The organism is Pseudomonas sp. 3A(2025) (genome assembly GCF_054589175.1).
On sequence record NZ_BAAILM010000062.1, the window covers coordinates 41,378 to 56,680 of the forward strand.

The window sequence follows — 15,303 nt, forward strand, 5'->3', positions numbered from 1 at the left end:
GCCCTGTATGTCCAGCCTAACCAGTGGAGAGTATTGGCAATGACGCAAGAACTGATTCTGAACCAGCGAATCGTCCTGGCCTCCCGGCCACAAGGCAAACCGACCCCGGAAAACTTCCGCCTGGAACGTGAAGCGCTGCCGGACCTCAAAGGTGGCCAGGTACAACTGCGCACCCTGTTCCTGTCGCTCGACCCTTACATGCGCGGACGCATGAGCGATGCACCGTCCTATGCCGACCCCGTGCAGATCGACGCGGTGATGGAAGGTGGCGCGGTCAGCGTGGTCGAGCAATCGCTGAACTCCAACTTCGAGGTGGGCGATCTGGTCGTCGGTTCGACTGGCTGGCAGACCCACAGTATTCATGACGGTTCGGCGCTGGTGAAACTGCCGAAAAACCTGCCCAGTCCTTCGCTGGCCGTGGGGGTACTGGGCATGCCGGGCATGACGGCTTATATGGGCCTGATGGACATCGGCAAACCCAAGGCCGGCGAAACCCTGGTGGTGGCCGCCGCTTCCGGCGCGGTCGGCTCGGTGGTCGGTCAGGTCGCCAAACTGCATGGCCTGCGTGTGGTCGGTGTTGCCGGCGGGCCCGACAAGTGCGCTTATGTGGTTGATGAGTTGGGCTTCGATGCCTGTATCGATCACCGCAGTGACAACTTTGCCGCCGAATTGGCCGAAGCCTGCCCCCAAGGTATCGATATCTACTACGAGCTGGTGGGTGGCAAGGTCTTCGAGGTCGTAGTGCCGCTGCTTAATGCGCGGGCGCGGATTCCGCTGTGTGGCGTGATTGCCCAGTACAACGCCCAGGGCGAGTTCGCCGGCCCCGACAAGTTGCCACTGCTGATGCGCACCTTGCTGACCAAGCGTGCGCGGATTCAGGGCTTTATCGTCTTCGAGGAGTACGGTTCGCGTCGCCAGGAATTCATCGACGCGATGACGCCGTTGGTCACCTCCGGGCAGATCAAATTCCGTGAAGACGTGGTGCAGGGCCTGGAGGCGGCGCCCGAAGCCTTTATCGGCCTGCTTGAAGGGCGCAACTTCGGCAAGCTGGTGGTCGAGGTTTCGAAGCTTTGATTTTTCGGGGCTTTGATTTTCTAGCGTTTGATTGACGCTGACGACAAGGCGCGGGTATAAACCGCGTCTTTCGATTGTGTGGGACTTTTCTTCATGAGCTTCAGCCCTCTGATTCGCCAACTGATCGATGCCTTCCGGGTGCTGCCAGGTGTCGGCCAAAAAACCGCCCAGCGTATGGCATTGCAGCTGTTGGAGCGTGATCGCAGCGGCGGCTCGCGACTGGCCCTGGCGTTGAGCCAGGCCATGGACGGCGTCGGCCATTGCAAGAGCTGCCGCACCCTGACCGAAGAAGAACTCTGCCCGCAATGCGCCGACCCACGTCGCGACGACACACTGCTGTGCGTGGTCGAAGGGCCGACCGACGTCTATGCGGTGGAGCAAACCGGCTACCGCGGCCGCTATTTCGTGCTCAAGGGCCACTTGTCGCCGCTGGACGGGCTGGGTCCTGAGGCCATCGGTATTCCGCAACTGCTGGAGCGCATCGCCGCACAAGGCAGCTTTACCGAAGTGATCCTGGCCACCAACCCCACGGTGGAAGGTGAAGCCACCGCGCACTACATCGCCCAGTTATTGAGCGACAAGGGCCTGGTCGCCTCACGCATCGCCCATGGCATCCCGCTGGGCGGCGAACTGGACCTGGTCGACGGCGGCACCCTGGCCCACTCGTTCGCGGGCCGTAAACCGATCGCGCTGTAACGAGATTTTCCTACAACTCATCCAGCGAAAAGTGCGTCAGGCTGAAGGTCGATACTTGCAGGTCATTCAGCCGTTTGGAGCCACCCAGCTCCGGCAGGTCGATAATCGCCGCAGCTTCATGCACGCGTGCCCCCATGCGGCGGATCAGGTTGACGGCGGCTATCAATGTGCCGCCGGTGGCGATCAGGTCATCGAACAGCACCACGCTGTCGCCATCGCACAGGCTGTCGGAATGCACCTCCAGAAACGCCTGGCCGTATTCGGTCTGATAGGCCTGCGACAGCACATCGGCGGGAAGCTTGCCCTGTTTGCGAAACAGCACCAGCGGCTTGTTCAGCTCATACGCCACCACCGAGCCGATCAGAAAGCCGCGCGCATCCATCACGCCGATCTGGTTGAAGTCGGCATCGATGTAGCGTTGCACGAAATGGTCGATGACCTGACGCGTGGCCTTGGGCGACTGGAACAGCGGGGTGATGTCACGAAACACCACGCCGGGCTTGGGGAAGTCCACGACCGGGCGGATCAGGGATTTGAGAAGGCTGTCGTCAAAAGTCATACGGGCGATCCAGGGGCGAGTTAGGCCGACAGTGTAGGTCGGTCAGCTCTGGATCGCACGTTTGAGCTGTTTCTCAGTTTTCCATGGCGCCGCCGGCCAGCGCGCAGAGCTGGATCGGGTCGAGAATCTGGATATCCTTGCCCTCAGCGGCGATCAGCTCGCTTTGCTGAAAGCGGGTGAACACGCGGGACACCGTTTCGACCGCCAGGCCAAGGTGGTTGCCGATCTCGTTGCGCGACATGCTCAAGCGGAAGTGATTGGCCGAAAAGCCCCGTGCCCTGAAGCGGGCAGACAGGTTGACCAGAAACGTGGCGATACGCTCGTCGGCGGTTTTTTTCGACAGCAACAGCATCATTTGCTGGTCATCGCGGATTTCCCGGCTCATGACCCGCATCAACTGACGGCGCAACTGCGGCAATTGCACCGACAGTTCGTCCAGGCGCTCGAAGGGGATTTCACACACCGAAGTGGTTTCCAGTGCCTGCGCCGAAACCGGGTAGGCCTCGGAGTCCATCCCGGACATGCCGACCAGTTCGCTGGGCAGGTGGAAACCGGTCAGTTGTTCGGTGCCGCCGTCGCTGATATTGAACGTCTTCAGGGCGCCGGAACGCACCGCATACACCGATTCGAAGGTATCGCCCTGGCGAAACAGAAACTCACCCTTTTTCAGCGGGCGGCCACGCTTGACGATCTGGTCCAGCGCGTCCATGTCTTCCAGGTTAAGCGACAGGGGCAGGCACAACGGTGCCAGACTGCAATCCTTGCAATGAGCCTGATTATGGGAGCGCAACTTGACTGGCTCGGACATCACTCTATTCCTTGTGGGATAAGCACACACAGGATGTAGGGTAACTCAGGGGCGGTAGCTTCGACCAGCGTAGGAAATGTCATGTAGATGGCCTGATGATGTCAAATGACCCTGGAAAAGCGCTGAATGGTTTGCGGGTTCAGGTAGCTGTCGAACAGCATGCACACTGCTCGCACCAATAGCCGGCCGGCGGGCAAGACCCTTATTCCCCGGTCGTCCAGCGCGATCAGGCCGTCATTGCTCATCGTCACCAACTGCGGCCAGACATCGCTGAAATAGCCCCTGAATTCGATGGTAAACGCATGTTCGACATGGCCGAAATCCAGCTCGAAATGGCAGATCAGTTGCTGAATCACGGCCTGCCGGATCCGGTCATCTTCGGTGCACACCAGCCCGCGTTTGGTTGCCAGTTGATCGCTGGCCAGCAGCGTCTGGTAATCGTTCAGATCACTGCTGTTCTGGCAGTACAGACCGCCGACCTGGCTGATCGCCGATACGCCAAGGCCAAGCAGGTCGCAGTGCCCATGGGTGGTGTAACCCTGAAAGTTGCGCTGCAGCGTGGCTTCTTCCTGGGCAATCGCCAGTTCGTCGTCGGGCAGGGCAAAGTGGTCCATGCCGATGTAGCGATAGCCGGCGCCGGTCAGTTGCTCGATGGTGCCTTCAAGCATTTGCAGCTTTTGCTCCGGTGCGGGCAGGGTGGCGTTGTCGATGCGTCTTTGCGGCATGAAGCGCTCGGGCAAATGGGCATAGTTGAACACCGACAAGCGGTCGGGCTGCAAGGCGATGATCTCGTCCACCGTGCGCGCAAAACCTTGCGGCGTCTGCAAGGGCAGGCCGTAGATCAGGTCGATATTGACCGAGCGAAATTGCAAGGTACGTGCTGCCTCAACGATGGCGCGGGTCTGCTCCAGGCTTTGCAGGCGATTGACCGCCCGCTGCACGGCCGGGTCGAGATCCTGCACCCCCAGGCTGACCCGGTTGAAACCCAACTCACGCAACAGCCCCATGGACGACCAGTCGGCCTCACGCGGGTCGATCTCGATGCCGTAATCGCCTGAGTCGTCATCGAGCAGGTTGAAATTGGCCCGTAACGTCGACATCAACTGACGCAACTCGTCATGGTTGAGAAACGTCGGTGTTCCTCCGCCCAGATGCAACTGCTCGACCACCTGATCAGGCGCCAGATGGCAGCCCAGCATCTGGATCTCGTGCATCAGGCGTTGCAAGTACGCCTGCGCCCGGCTGCGGTCCTTGGTGATGACCTTGTTGCAGGCGCAGTAGTAGCAAATGTTGGCACAGAACGGGATGTGCACATACAGCGACAGAGGCCTGTGCGCCTTGCGGCTGTCGCGCAGCGCATGCAGCAGGTCGAAGGCGCCGATGCGGGTGCTGAACTGTACGGCCGTGGGGTAGGAGGTGTAACGGGGCCCTGCCAGATCGTAACGACGGATCAGGTCAGAATCCCAACGAATGGCATCGAGCATACGGGCATTCCCCTGGAGAAGCTGGCGATGCCCGAGTGTAGGTGAGCGGGTGGCCCGGCTTGTTGATGTGCATCAACAGACTTAATGGCCCATCAGCAGCCGTTGATGAGGACCCGGCAGGCTCCACACGCCAAACAGCATCACCAGCAGGCCACCGGCCGTGCGCAAGCCACGCTTGCGCAGCAGGGCGCGAGTGCGCTCGGCGGCCAGGCCCGTCAGCAACAGCACCGGCAGCGTGCCCAGACCGAAAGCCAGCATCAGTGCGGCGCTGGTCAGGGCATTGCCCTGAATGGCGGCCCACAACAGGATGCTGTAGACCAGCCCGCAGGGCAGCCATCCCCACAGCGCGCCGACCAGCAGGGCGCGGGGCAGGCTGGTAATCGGCAGCAGGCGGGCCGCCAGCGGTTGCACATGGCGCCACAGGCCACGACCCAGACGTTCGATGTGGGTCAGACCGTTCCACCAGCCGGCCAGGTACAGACCCATGGCGATCAGCAGCAGGGCGGCGATGACCCGCAGCACGATGGCGCCCGGACCATTGGCCACGGCATGGCCGAGCAGGCCGGTGAGCAGGCCGGCCAGCGTATAGCTGGCGATGCGCCCCAGGTTATAGGCCAGCAGCAGGCGCCCGCGCCGATGCGGGTCTTTGATGCCCAGGCTCAAGGCGCCCATCAGCCCGCCGCACATGCCGATGCAATGCCCGCCGCCGAGCAGACCGAACATGACCGCCGTCCCTGACAGGGCAATGATTTCAGGCATGTTTGTCCAGGTCTTTGGGCGCCGACGATTCTTGCAGGGCCGCCTGGTGTCCCGGATCCTGATCGTCGAACAGGATGCTGTGAGCGGGGCTTTCGAGGTCGTCGTACTGACCGCTGTCGACGGCCCAGAAGAACACGTAGACGGCCACGGCCACCAGCAACAGCGCCGCCGGAATCATGATGTAGAGCGCAGGCATGGTTGCTCCGTCAGTGTCGAGGGTTCAGAGGGTACACGGCTCAGACGCAGGGCATTGAGTACCACGACCAGCGAGCTGAGCGACATGCCGATGGCTGCCCACACCGGGGTGATCCAGCCCAGCGCGGCGAAGGGCAGCATCAGGCCATTGTAGAGCCCTGCCCAGAGCAGGTTTTGCAGGATAACTCGCCGCGTGCGTCGCGCCAGCACCAGCGCATCGACCAGCGTTTGCAAGCGATTGGACATCAGCACGGCGTCGGCGCAGGTCTTGGCCAGGTCGGTGGCCGAGCCCATGGCCACGCTGATATCGGCCGCCGCCAGCACCGGCACATCGTTGACGCCGTCGCCGAGCATCAGCACCTTGCGGTCGGTTTGCTGCAGTCGTTGCAGCATCGCCAGTTTCTCGTCCGGGCACAGGCCGCCGTGGGCCTGGTCGATGCCCAGTTCAGCCGCGATCTGCGCCACCATCGGTGAGCTGTCGCCGGACAGCAATAGCGTTTTCCAGCCCCGCGCACGGCAGGCATCAAGCAGGGCATGGGCATCGCTGCGCAACGGGTCATCGAGCACCAGCCAGGCCAGAGGCCCGCTTTGATCTCCGAGCAACAGCCATTGCCCGGTACGCTCCGGCGGTTCGGGTGGCGTGCTGCCACTCAAATCACAGACAAACGCTGGCTGGCCAATACGCAGGCGCTGCTCATCGAGCCTGCCGTGCAAACCAAGGCCCGGATGCGTTTCGACATGCCCGGCAGCCCGTGGTGCGCGGCCGAAGGCGCGGGCAATAGGGTGTTCGGAGCGGTTTTCCAGCGCGGCTGCCAGGGCCAGGCAGGTGTCGGCATCCAGATTGGCCAGCGGCAGGATGCGGCGCAGTTGCAGACGGCCTTGCGTGAGCGTGCCCGTCTTGTCGAAGATCACCGTATCGATCTGTTCCAGCCCTTCAAGCACATGGCCGCGCGTCAGCAACAGGCCAAGGCCGTGCAGGCTGCCGGTGGCGGCGGTCAGCGCGGTGGGGGTGGCCAGCGACAGGGCACACGGGCAGGTGGCGACCAGCATGGCCAGCACGATCCAGAAGGCGCGGCCGGCATCCAGCTGCCACCAGAGTGCGCCGATGAGCACAGTCGCGATCAGCGACACCAGCAGAAACTGCTGCGCTGCACGCTCGGCTAGTTGCGCCAGCCGCGGCTTTTCGGTCTGGGCGCGCTCAAGCAGACGGACAATGGCCGACAGCCGCGTGTCGCCGCCCAGCGCCTGCACCTGCACGGTCAGTGCGCTGTCGACATTCAGGGTGCCGGCGGTAACGGTATCTCCTGACCCTCGGGGTTGCGGCAGGTATTCGCCGGTCAGCAGCGATTCGTCGAGGCTGGAATGGCCGTTGATAATGCAGCCGTCGGCGGGCACGACGGCGCCGGGCAGCACCAGCACCTGGTCGTGCAGGCGCAGGTCGCTGAGCAGGATACGTTGCTGCTGCCCGTCACTGTTCAGGCGCAGGCACGACGCCGGCAACAGCTTGACCAGCCGGCTGGTGGCCACGGCAGTGCGCTGTCGGGCATGGCGCTCCAGATAGCGGCCGCTGAGCAGAAACAGCGCGAACATGCCCACCGCATCGAAGTACAGCTCGCCGCTGCCGGTAACGGCTGTCCAGATGCCGGCGCCATAGGCGGCGCCGATGGCCAGCGACACCGAAACGTCCATGCTCAATTGCCGGTGACGCAGATCCCGCAGCGCCCCTTGAAACAATGGTGCACAGCTGTAGAACACGATGGGTGTGGTCAGAAACATCGCCACCCAACGCAGAATGGTGTGCAGCTCGGGGCTCAGGTCGTTGTTGAATTCGGGCCAGGTGGCCATGGTCGCCATCATCGCCTGAAACCACAGCAGTCCGGCCACGCCCAGACGTCGCAGCGCCAGGCGGTTTTCCTGGGCCAACTGTTCGCAGGCAGGATCGGGCTGCCACGGATGGGCGACATAGCCGATGTGCCGCAACCGCTCGATGATCTGGCTCAACGGCAACGCCCCGGCCTGCCAGCGCAGATGCAGGCGATGGGTCGACAGATTCAGGCGCGCCTCCACAATGGCTGGCAACGCGCGCAACTGGCGCTCGATCAACCAGCCGCAGGCGGCGCAACTGATGCCTTCGATCAGCAACGTGGTTTCGCTGAGAGGCCCGTCCTGACGCACGAAACCGTGCTGCACCTCGGGACGGTCGTAAAGCTGCAACTCGTCGGGCAACGACGCAGGCAAGTCTTGTGGATTGCTCGCCGCCGTACTGCGATGCCGGTAGTAATGCTCAAGCCCACTGGCAACGATAGTCTGGGCCACAGCCTGACAACCGGGGCAGCAGAACGGCCGGGGTTCTCCGAACACGACCGCGGTAAAGCGATTGTCCGCTGAAACGGGCAGGGCGCAGTGGTAGCAGGCAATCGGCGCCGGGCTCAAGGCTTGGGACCCTGCACGGCCTGCAACGGCTCATCACCCAGCACCAGCGTCTCGCCCTGAGCCAGCACTTCTTCTTCGAACAAACGCCAGGTCCGCTGCTGCTCCTGGCCGAGCACTTCGACGAAGCGACGGCCTTCGATATGGTCGTCGAGCTGGCCGATATAACGCCCTGGTTCGCTGGTGCTGCGGTTCAGCCGCAGGTGCCGGTCCTTGTCTGGCTGGGTGGGCGACAGCAGGCTCAGTTCCAGCGTCGCGGGCAGGCTGTCGCCGCTCAGGCGCAAGTCGACTTCGCCGGTCAGTTCGTCCAGGTGCAGGCGCGCATGCAGGTTCAACTGGCGGGCGAGCAGTTCACGGTCCAGCGAGCGGTTGATGCCCTTGCCGGCCTCGTAATAGTTGTCGCTGACCAGATTGACCGGGTTGTTCACGGCAATCACCACCAGGCTCAGGCTCAGGGTCACCGAGCAGCCCAGCAGGCCGATGATGAACCACGGCCAGCGATGTCGATACCACGGAGTAGCGCTCATGCGGGCATGCTCATGGGCGAGCCTGTGGGCCGGTAAAGCGGCTGCGGGCCTCAATACGAATATCGCTGTTATCGATGTCTTGAAGAATGAAGGTCACCTCGTTACTGCTCGACGGTAATGTGGCTGGTGCACTGGACAACTGCACTGCCAGGGTCAGGCTCTGACCGCCCGGCACACGTATTTCTCGCGGCCCTTGCAGGCGCAGGTCAGGCAGGCCGGTGGCCTGCAGCAGATAGGTGTGGGCGAACTGATCCTTGTTGAGCACCTTGAGGCTGTAGACGTTTTCGATATGGCCCTGGGTATTCTCACGAAACAGCATGCGGTCCTTGTTGACTTCAAGGCCGGTCAGCGGGCGCAGCAGGAAGGCGCAGGCCAGCAGGCCGATCATCAGCAGCAGCACGGCGGCATAGCCGATCAGGCGGGGGCGCAAGGTCCGGGTCGTCTGACCGGCCAGGTTATGTTCGGTGGTGTAGCTGATCAGGCCGCGTGGATAGTCCATCTTGTCCATCACGCTATCGCAGGCGTCAATACACGCCGCGCAGCCGATGCATTCGATTTGCAGGCCGTTGCGAATGTCGATGCCGGTCGGGCAGACCTGCACGCACAGGGTGCAGTCGATGCAATCGCCCAGGCCCTGGGCTTGTGGATCGGCATCCTTGCGCCGTGGACCCCGTTGTTCGCCACGACGCGGGTCGTAGGACACGATCAGTGTGTCCTTGTCGAACATCACGCTTTGAAAGCGCGCATACGGGCACATGTACACGCAGACCTGCTCACGCAGCCAGCCGGCATTGGCATAGGTGGCCAGGGTAAAGAAGCCGATCCAGAAGTACGCCCAGCCATCGGCCTGGCCGGTCAACAGCTCGATGCACAGCTCACGGATCGGTGAGAAGTAACCCACGAAGGTGATCCCGGTCACCAGGCCGATCAACAGCCACAGGCTGTGTTTGACGGTTTTGCGCAACAGTTTGCCGGCCCCCATCGGCGCCTGGTCGAGCTTGATGCGCTGATTACGGTCGCCTTCGGTGATTTTTTCGCACCACATGAACATCCACGTCCACACGCTTTGCGGGCAGGTATAACCGCACCACACGCGGCCGGCGTACACGGTAATGAAGAACAGGCCGAAGGCGGCGACGATCAGGATGCCCGACAGCAAAATGAAATCCTGCGGCCAGAAGGTTGACCCGAAGATGTAGAACTTGCGCTCCGGCAGGTTCCACCACACTGCCTGGCGGCCGTTCCAGCCCAGCCATACGGTGCCGAAATAAATCAGCAACAGCAGCGCGCCACCGATCATGCGCACGTTGCGGAAAAAGCCGCTGAAGGCCCGGGTATGAATCTTTTCACGGGCCGCATACAGGTCGACGCTGCCCGCCACTGGCTCGGCGGGCGGGGTGATGTCTTGCAGCGGTATGCGCCCGTCAGACAGGCGCATAGCGCGGTCGATCTTCATTCAATTGACTCACCCACGGATTAAGCACAGGCACTGCACAGTGCTGGAAGTCTGCAACGTCGCGGGTGACCAGCGTCAGGCCATTCGCCAGTGCCGTGGCCGCGATCAGGGCATTGCAGTCGCTTTGTGAATCAGAAGCAAGCAGTGGCGCGCAACGCCTGGAGACTGCCGTGTCGATGGGCAGAATGCGTCTGTTGAACGAGACCAGAACCTGACTTTCCAGCCAGTGCCTGAGCTGTCTGCCCTGGCTGGCATCGCGCTGCTCAGCACGCAAAACACCGGTTTCCAGTTCCATGACCGTGATGGCCGAGATAAACAGACTGGCGGGTGGCTGGCGGCTTGCCCAGTGCATGACATGCGGGTCTGGTTTGGGCTTGCGCAGCTCGGCGATGACGCTGGTGTCGAGCAGATACATCAGAGCAGGTCCACGGCGCGTGAGCCGATAGAGGTTCGTTGTGGCTCGAATTCGATATCGCCCGGCATGCGCAGCATCTGCACGATGTCCGGTGCATTGCCGGTCAGTTGCTCGTAGCCTTCGATGCTCAGCAGCACATGACTTGGGCGGCCCCGGTCGGTGATGAACACCGGCCCCTCAAGAGCCGACTTCTTGGCACCACTGGTGTCCTGATTGAATTCGCGACTGGAGATGATCGTCGTCATGAATGCCGCTCCTGGAGAAAGTGATGTAGCAATGTTACTACCATCTGCCGGCAGCGACGCGGTAGATATGTAACGACACCGTATCACTGCGGCTCAACGGCGTTTTGCTGCCGCGACAAGCTGTAGATATAGCCCGCCAGCACGTGCACCCGATCATCCCCCTGCAGTGCTTTTTGCGCCGGCATCTGGCCCATACGGCCCTTGGCGATGCTTTCTTGCAACTGCGCAAAACCGGTGCCGTAGATATACGCACCGGCTTGGGTCAGGTCCGGGGCGCCCAGCAGCGGGTTGCCTTTGCCTTCGGGGCCATGACAGGCGATGCAGGTGGTGGCATAGAGTTTCTGTCCGTTGGCCGGGTCGACCTTGATGCCTTCGGGCAGTGGCCGGTTTAGGCGGGTCAGCAGCCAGGCGGCGACATCGTTGACGCCTTGTTCGCGCAAAATGGGTCCCCAGGCCGGCATCATGGCGTGGCGGCCGTTGAGAATGCTGGTCTTGATCGATTGCGCATCGCCGCCCCAGCGCCAGTGTTCGTCGGTCAGGTTCGGAAAGCCGTAGGCGCCCTTGGCGTCCGAGCCGTGACACACCGAACAGTTGGAGGCGAACAGTCGGGCGCCCATTTGCAGGGCTTCGGGGTCCTTGGCCACCGCCTCGACGGGCATTGCGGCAAAGCGGGCGAAGGTCGGCGCGTACTGCGCATCGGCACGGGCCATTTCCTTTTCCCATTCGTGCACGCCGGTCCAGCCTTGTTGACCGTCGGCAAAGCGCGTCTGAGTATCGGCGTCCACATAGTCGTAACCGGGCAACAGGCCGCGCCAGTTACCCAGCCCGGGGTAGAGCAGCAGGTAGACGAGCGAGAATACGATGGTGGCGATGAACAGCTTGAACCACCAGCCCGGCAGCGGATTGTCGTACTCCTCGATGCCGTCGTAACTGTGGCCGGTGGTCTGTTCGCCAGGCCCCTTGCGCTCGCCCTTGCGGGTTGCCAGCAACAGCCAGGTCAGGCCCGCCAGAGTGCCGAGGGTCAGCAGGGTGATGTACAGGCTCCAGCCACTGCTCATGCGTCGGGTTTCCGTGGGGTTTCTGGCGTTTCATCAGTGCGCGGCGGCTCATCGGCGAACGGCAATAAGGTTGCCTCGTCGAAGTCCCGCTTGCGGCGCGGACTGAACACCCACAGCGCCAGGCCGACAAAGGCCAGCAGCACCACCAGTGTGCCCAGCCCGCGAATCGTTCCGATATCCATGCCGGTCACCGTTTGCTCTTTATATGCACGCCCAGACCTTGCAGGTAAGCCACCAGCGCATCCAGTTCGGTCTTGCCTTGTACGGCCTTGGTGGCGCCGGCAATGTCGGCATCGGTGTACGGCACGCCCAGACTGCGCAACGCCTGCATCTTGGTTGGGGTCTGGCTGGCGTCGATAGTTTTATGCGCCAGGAAGGGATAGGCCGGCATCTTCGATTCAGGTACCAGATCACGCGGGTTGATCAGGTGAATACGGTGCCATTCATCCGTGTAGCGTGCGCCGATGCGCGCCAGATCCGGGCCGGTACGTTTGGAACCCCATAGAAACGGGTGATCCCAGACGCTTTCGCCGGCGACCGAATAGTGGCCGTAACGCTCGGTCTCGGCACGAAACGGGCGGATCATCTGTGAGTGACAACCTACGCAGCCGTTGGCGATGTACACGTCGCGGCCTTCGAGTTGCAGCGCGGTGTAGGGCTTCATGCCTTCGACCGGTGTATTGGTCACGTCCTGAAAAAACAGCGGCACGATCTGCGTCAGGCCGCCGATGCTCACCGCGATGACCATCAGCAGGGTCAGCAGGCCGATGTTTTTTTCGACGATTTCATGCCTCATCGATGCCCACCTGCCACGCTGATCTGCGCCGCTTGTTCGGCCACCAGAGGATCGCCGCTGCGGATCGTCCGCCAGGTATTCCAGGCCATCAGCAGCATGCCGCTGGCAAACAGCGCGCCGCCGATCAGGCGCACCACGTAGCCCTGATGGCTGGCCACCAGGGAGGCGATAAAGGTGTAAGTGAGGGTGCCGTCGGCATCCACCGCCCGCCACATCAGGCCCTGAGTGATGCCGTTGACCCACATGGCGGCGATGTACAGCACCGTGCCGACGGTCGCCAGCCAGAAATGCGCATGAATCAGCGTCACGCTGTGCATTGCCTTGCGGCCGAACAGCGGCGGAATCATGTGATAAGTCGCACCGATGGTGATCATCGCCACCCAGCCCAGGGCGCCGGCATGCACGTGGCCGATGGTCCAGTCGGTGTAGTGCGACAGGGCATTGACCGTCTTGATCGCCATCATCGGGCCTTCAAAGGTCGACATGCCGTAGAACGCCAGCGCCACCACGAGAAAGCGCAGGATCGGGTCGCTGCGCAATTTATGCCAGGCGCCGGAAAGGGTCATCATGCCGTTGATCATGCCGCCCCAACTGGGCACCAGCAGGATGATCGACATCACCATGCCCAGCGACTGCGCCCAGTCGGGCAGTGCGGTGTAGTGCAAATGGTGTGGGCCGGCCCAGATGTACAAGGTGATCAACGCCCAGAAGTGCACGATCGACAGCCGATAGGAATACACCGGGCGTTCGGCCTGCTTGGGCACGAAGTAATACATCATGCCGAGAAAGCCCGTGGTCAGGAAAAACCCCACCGCGTTGTGGCCGTACCACCACTGCACCATCGCATCGGTGGCGCCGGCGTAGATCGAATAGGACTTGAACAGGCTGACCGGTATCGCCAGGTGATTGACTACATGCAGCATGCCGGTGACCAGGATAAAGGCGCCGTAAAACCAGTTGGCGACATAGATGTGCGAGGTGCGGCGTCGCGCCAGGGTGCCGAAGAACACCGTGGCATAGGCGACCCAGACAATGGCCAGCCAGATTGCGATGGGCCATTCCAGTTCGGCGTATTCCTTGGTGGTGGTGTAGCCCAGTGGCAGGCTGACGATGGCCGCGACGATCAACGCTTGCCAGCCCCAGAAGGTGAAGGCCGCCAGCCGATCGGAAAACAGCCGTACCTGGCAGGTGCGCTGCACCACGTAATATGAAGTGGCCATCAACGCGCAGCCGCCAAAGGCGAAGATCACCAGGTTGGTGTGCAAGGGGCGCAGGCGGCCGAAGGTGACCCACTCCAGACCGAAGTTCAGCTCTGGCCAGACCAGTTGCGAGGCGATGAACACGCCAAGCCCCATGCCCACGATCCCCCAGACCACCGTCATGATGACGAACTGGCGGACCACCTTATAGTTGTAGGCAGTCGGGCTGATGGCTGTACTCATTAATTAGCGGTTCCAGACTTCAGAGACGAGTGATGGCGGTAGAAATTTTACGGATTTCACCCACGCGTTCAGACGGTAGAGCTGCCTGCATCGAACGCGGGCAAGCTTAATGCCGAAGCGGCGGTGAGGGAAGTCATCGCTAAAAGTGCCCATAATGGCCAACTGACAAACCAATGGACAACAGTGCAACCGAAATGAACACTCATCACTGCCTACAACTGGCGCAAGAGCACGGCTGGCTGTGGACCGACGCCACCGTGCAGGGCACTCGAACGCCCGCGACCCTGATCCTTGCGCACGGTGCCGGCGCGCCGATGGACAGCGGCTTCATGAACGAAATGGCACACCTGCTGGGGCAGCAGGGCGTGAATGTGCTGCGTTTCGAATTTCCCTATATGGCCCAGCGTCGTACCGGTGGCAGCAAGCGCCCGCCCAATCCCCAGGCGCAACTGCTCGAAAGCTGGCGGCAGGTCCATGCCGTGGTGCGACCTTATGTCGCCGGGCAACTGGCAATCGGCGGCAAGTCGATGGGTGGGCGCATGGCCAGCCTGCTGGCCGATGAGTTGCAGGCCGATGCGCTGGTGTGCCTGGGGTATCCGTTTTACGCTGCCGGCAAACCGGAAAAACCCCGCGTAGCGCATCTGGCCGGGTTGCAGAGCAGAACGCTGATCGTGCAGGGCGAGCGCGATGCGCTGGGCAATCGAGACACCGTGCAAACCTACACGCTGTCGCCACGCATCGAGCTGCACTGGCTGCCCACCGCCGACCATGACCTCAAGCCTTTGAAAGCGTCGGGCCTGAGCCACCCACAATGCCTGGCGCAGGCGGCCGAGCGCATCGCTGCCTTTGTGCGTCACCCATAGCCGTTACGCACAGCGCAGGGCGAAATGGCCTTGGCTGACCTCGAAATCCATGGCCGAAATACCAAACTCGAAGTGCCCCTGTACCTGCTGACGTTGTGAGTCGACCTCCAGCAAGGTGAGAGAGCCGCTTTGCAAATGCGTTGAGTAATAAATGACGCTTTGCCAGTGCGGCGATTCGTTATAGACCACCTGGATGTGCGGGTTGCCCACCAAGGGGTAAGTACCCGGCTGCAAGTCTCGATCAAAAAACAGACCGATGCTGGTGCGCCGCCGACCGACCCTGCCATCGGCAATGATTTTCCAGACCCAATGGTCGGTGGTTTGCGAACGTTCCGGGCGCATCAATAACCGGCCCAGCAACGAGTTGACCTGCAAGGGCTGGCCGTTGACGCAGGCCTGAAAATGGCTGTGACTGCAAGCGTTAGCGGGAGCGAGCTCTGGCATGATGTGGGTCTTGATCGACAGCAGGGATGGAAAGGGGCGCTGCCGTACAGGC

The 15,303-nt window shown here is 62.0% G+C and carries 18 protein-coding genes; 3 read left to right on the plus strand and 15 right to left on the minus strand.

The window, feature by feature from the left end; all coding sequences use genetic code 11:
- Positions 1–39 precede the first annotated feature (39 nt).
- Both ACYP2A_RS21810 and recR read left to right on the plus strand, forming a co-directional pair.
- The gene (locus ACYP2A_RS21810; RefSeq protein WP_459748001.1) at positions 40–1,074 is read left to right on the plus strand and encodes an NADP-dependent oxidoreductase; all 1,035 of its coding nucleotides are present in this window, start codon (positions 40–42) and stop codon (positions 1,072–1,074) included.
- A gap of 93 nt (positions 1,075–1,167) precedes the next feature.
- A complete protein-coding gene (gene recR, locus ACYP2A_RS21815) occupies positions 1,168–1,770 on the plus strand; it encodes a recombination mediator RecR (protein ID WP_459748003.1) in 603 nt (200 codons plus the stop codon).
- A gap of 10 nt (positions 1,771–1,780) precedes the next feature.
- On the opposite strand, the gene ACYP2A_RS21820 is transcribed toward recR, so the two are convergent.
- From ACYP2A_RS21820 to ccoN, 14 genes are all read right to left on the minus strand, one after another.
- Complete coding sequence (locus ACYP2A_RS21820; protein WP_459748004.1) at positions 1,781–2,329, minus strand: adenine phosphoribosyltransferase; 549 nt, start codon at positions 2,327–2,329, stop codon at positions 1,781–1,783.
- A gap of 73 nt (positions 2,330–2,402) precedes the next feature.
- A complete protein-coding gene (gene fnr / locus ACYP2A_RS21825) occupies positions 2,403–3,137 on the minus strand; it encodes a fumarate/nitrate reduction transcriptional regulator Fnr (RefSeq protein ID WP_459748005.1) in 735 nt (244 codons plus the stop codon).
- Between the two features lie 101 nt (positions 3,138–3,238).
- Complete coding sequence (hemN, locus tag ACYP2A_RS21830) at positions 3,239–4,621, minus strand: oxygen-independent coproporphyrinogen III oxidase (RefSeq protein ID WP_459748006.1); 1,383 nt, start codon at positions 4,619–4,621, stop codon at positions 3,239–3,241.
- An 81-nt stretch (positions 4,622–4,702) separates the two neighbouring features.
- The gene (locus ACYP2A_RS21835) at positions 4,703–5,380 is read right to left on the minus strand and encodes a sulfite exporter TauE/SafE family protein (protein ID WP_459748008.1); all 678 of its coding nucleotides are present in this window, start codon (positions 5,378–5,380) and stop codon (positions 4,703–4,705) included.
- On the minus strand, positions 5,373–5,576 hold the full coding sequence (gene ccoS / locus ACYP2A_RS21840) for a cbb3-type cytochrome oxidase assembly protein CcoS (protein ID WP_459748011.1): 204 nt from the start codon (positions 5,574–5,576) through the stop codon (positions 5,373–5,375). The genes ACYP2A_RS21835 and ccoS overlap by 8 nt, the downstream gene beginning before the upstream one ends.
- Positions 5,555–8,008, minus strand: a complete 2,454-nt coding sequence (locus tag ACYP2A_RS21845) for a heavy metal translocating P-type ATPase (RefSeq protein ID WP_459748013.1) — start codon at positions 8,006–8,008, stop codon at positions 5,555–5,557. The genes ccoS and ACYP2A_RS21845 overlap by 22 nt, the downstream gene beginning before the upstream one ends.
- Positions 8,005–8,532 (minus strand): FixH family protein, encoded by a 528-nt coding sequence (locus ACYP2A_RS21850; RefSeq protein WP_459748015.1) that lies wholly within the window; start codon positions 8,530–8,532, stop codon positions 8,005–8,007. The genes ACYP2A_RS21845 and ACYP2A_RS21850 overlap by 4 nt, the downstream gene beginning before the upstream one ends.
- A 10-nt stretch (positions 8,533–8,542) precedes the next feature.
- A complete protein-coding gene (ccoG, locus tag ACYP2A_RS21855) occupies positions 8,543–9,970 on the minus strand; it encodes a cytochrome c oxidase accessory protein CcoG (RefSeq protein ID WP_459748095.1) in 1,428 nt (475 codons plus the stop codon).
- Positions 9,957–10,403, minus strand: a complete 447-nt coding sequence (locus ACYP2A_RS21860) for a PIN domain-containing protein (protein WP_459748017.1) — start codon at positions 10,401–10,403, stop codon at positions 9,957–9,959. The genes ccoG and ACYP2A_RS21860 overlap by 14 nt, the downstream gene beginning before the upstream one ends.
- Positions 10,403–10,648: a type II toxin-antitoxin system Phd/YefM family antitoxin gene (locus ACYP2A_RS21865; protein ID WP_459748019.1), complete on the minus strand. Its 246-nt coding sequence runs from the start codon at positions 10,646–10,648 to the stop codon at positions 10,403–10,405. Before ACYP2A_RS21865 ends, ACYP2A_RS21860 begins: the two co-directional genes overlap by 1 nt.
- An 83-nt stretch (positions 10,649–10,731) precedes the next feature.
- Positions 10,732–11,706: a cytochrome-c oxidase, cbb3-type subunit III gene (gene ccoP, locus ACYP2A_RS21870; protein WP_459748020.1), complete on the minus strand. Its 975-nt coding sequence runs from the start codon at positions 11,704–11,706 to the stop codon at positions 10,732–10,734.
- Positions 11,703–11,888, minus strand: coding sequence for a cbb3-type cytochrome oxidase subunit 3 (locus tag ACYP2A_RS21875; RefSeq protein WP_459748021.1), 186 nt, complete (start codon positions 11,886–11,888; stop codon positions 11,703–11,705). The genes ccoP and ACYP2A_RS21875 overlap by 4 nt, the downstream gene beginning before the upstream one ends.
- A gap of 5 nt (positions 11,889–11,893) precedes the next feature.
- The gene (gene ccoO, locus ACYP2A_RS21880) at positions 11,894–12,502 is read right to left on the minus strand and encodes a cytochrome-c oxidase, cbb3-type subunit II (RefSeq protein WP_459748022.1); all 609 of its coding nucleotides are present in this window, start codon (positions 12,500–12,502) and stop codon (positions 11,894–11,896) included.
- On the minus strand, positions 12,499–13,944 hold the full coding sequence (gene ccoN, locus ACYP2A_RS21885) for a cytochrome-c oxidase, cbb3-type subunit I (protein WP_459748023.1): 1,446 nt from the start codon (positions 13,942–13,944) through the stop codon (positions 12,499–12,501). The genes ccoO and ccoN overlap by 4 nt, the downstream gene beginning before the upstream one ends.
- A 194-nt stretch (positions 13,945–14,138) precedes the next feature.
- On the opposite strand from ccoN, the gene ACYP2A_RS21890 reads away from it, so the two are divergent.
- On the plus strand, positions 14,139–14,807 hold the full coding sequence (locus tag ACYP2A_RS21890) for an alpha/beta family hydrolase (protein WP_459748024.1): 669 nt from the start codon (positions 14,139–14,141) through the stop codon (positions 14,805–14,807).
- Between the two features lie 3 nt (positions 14,808–14,810).
- Here ACYP2A_RS21890 and ACYP2A_RS21895 read toward each other — a convergent pair whose 3' ends face one another.
- Positions 14,811–15,251, minus strand: coding sequence for a hypothetical protein (locus ACYP2A_RS21895; RefSeq protein WP_459748025.1), 441 nt, complete (start codon positions 15,249–15,251; stop codon positions 14,811–14,813).
- Positions 15,252–15,303: the final 52 nt, after the last annotated feature.

What these genes read in the sequence shown, in the direction of transcription:
- ccoO (WP_459748022.1), bottom strand. Translation starts at nt 12,502, where the DNA reads ATGAGGCATGAAATCGTCGAAAAAAACATCGGCCTGCTGACCCTGCTG.
- ccoP (WP_459748020.1), bottom strand. Translation starts at nt 11,706, where the DNA reads ATGAGCAGTGGCTGGAGCCTGTACATCACCCTGCTGACCCTCGGCACT.
- ACYP2A_RS21810 (WP_459748001.1), top strand. Translation starts at nt 40, where the DNA reads ATGACGCAAGAACTGATTCTGAACCAGCGAATCGTCCTGGCCTCCCGG.
- hemN (WP_459748006.1), bottom strand. Translation starts at nt 4,621, where the DNA reads ATGCTCGATGCCATTCGTTGGGATTCTGACCTGATCCGTCGTTACGAT.
- ccoG (WP_459748095.1), bottom strand. Translation starts at nt 9,970, where the DNA reads ATGCGCCTGTCTGACGGGCGCATACCGCTGCAAGACATCACCCCGCCC.
- ccoN (WP_459748023.1), bottom strand. Translation starts at nt 13,944, where the DNA reads ATGAGTACAGCCATCAGCCCGACTGCCTACAACTATAAGGTGGTCCGC.
- ACYP2A_RS21890 (WP_459748024.1), top strand. Translation starts at nt 14,139, where the DNA reads ATGAACACTCATCACTGCCTACAACTGGCGCAAGAGCACGGCTGGCTG.
- recR (WP_459748003.1), top strand. Translation starts at nt 1,168, where the DNA reads ATGAGCTTCAGCCCTCTGATTCGCCAACTGATCGATGCCTTCCGGGTG.
- ACYP2A_RS21835 (WP_459748008.1), bottom strand. Translation starts at nt 5,380, where the DNA reads ATGCCTGAAATCATTGCCCTGTCAGGGACGGCGGTCATGTTCGGTCTG.
- ACYP2A_RS21875 (WP_459748021.1), bottom strand. Translation starts at nt 11,888, where the DNA reads ATGGATATCGGAACGATTCGCGGGCTGGGCACACTGGTGGTGCTGCTG.
- fnr (WP_459748005.1), bottom strand. Translation starts at nt 3,137, where the DNA reads ATGTCCGAGCCAGTCAAGTTGCGCTCCCATAATCAGGCTCATTGCAAG.
- ACYP2A_RS21865 (WP_459748019.1), bottom strand. Translation starts at nt 10,648, where the DNA reads ATGACGACGATCATCTCCAGTCGCGAATTCAATCAGGACACCAGTGGT.
- ACYP2A_RS21820 (WP_459748004.1), bottom strand. Translation starts at nt 2,329, where the DNA reads ATGACTTTTGACGACAGCCTTCTCAAATCCCTGATCCGCCCGGTCGTG.
- ccoS (WP_459748011.1), bottom strand. Translation starts at nt 5,576, where the DNA reads ATGCCTGCGCTCTACATCATGATTCCGGCGGCGCTGTTGCTGGTGGCC.
- ACYP2A_RS21850 (WP_459748015.1), bottom strand. Translation starts at nt 8,532, where the DNA reads ATGAGCGCTACTCCGTGGTATCGACATCGCTGGCCGTGGTTCATCATC.
- ACYP2A_RS21860 (WP_459748017.1), bottom strand. Translation starts at nt 10,403, where the DNA reads ATGTATCTGCTCGACACCAGCGTCATCGCCGAGCTGCGCAAGCCCAAA.
- ACYP2A_RS21895 (WP_459748025.1), bottom strand. Translation starts at nt 15,251, where the DNA reads ATGCCAGAGCTCGCTCCCGCTAACGCTTGCAGTCACAGCCATTTTCAG.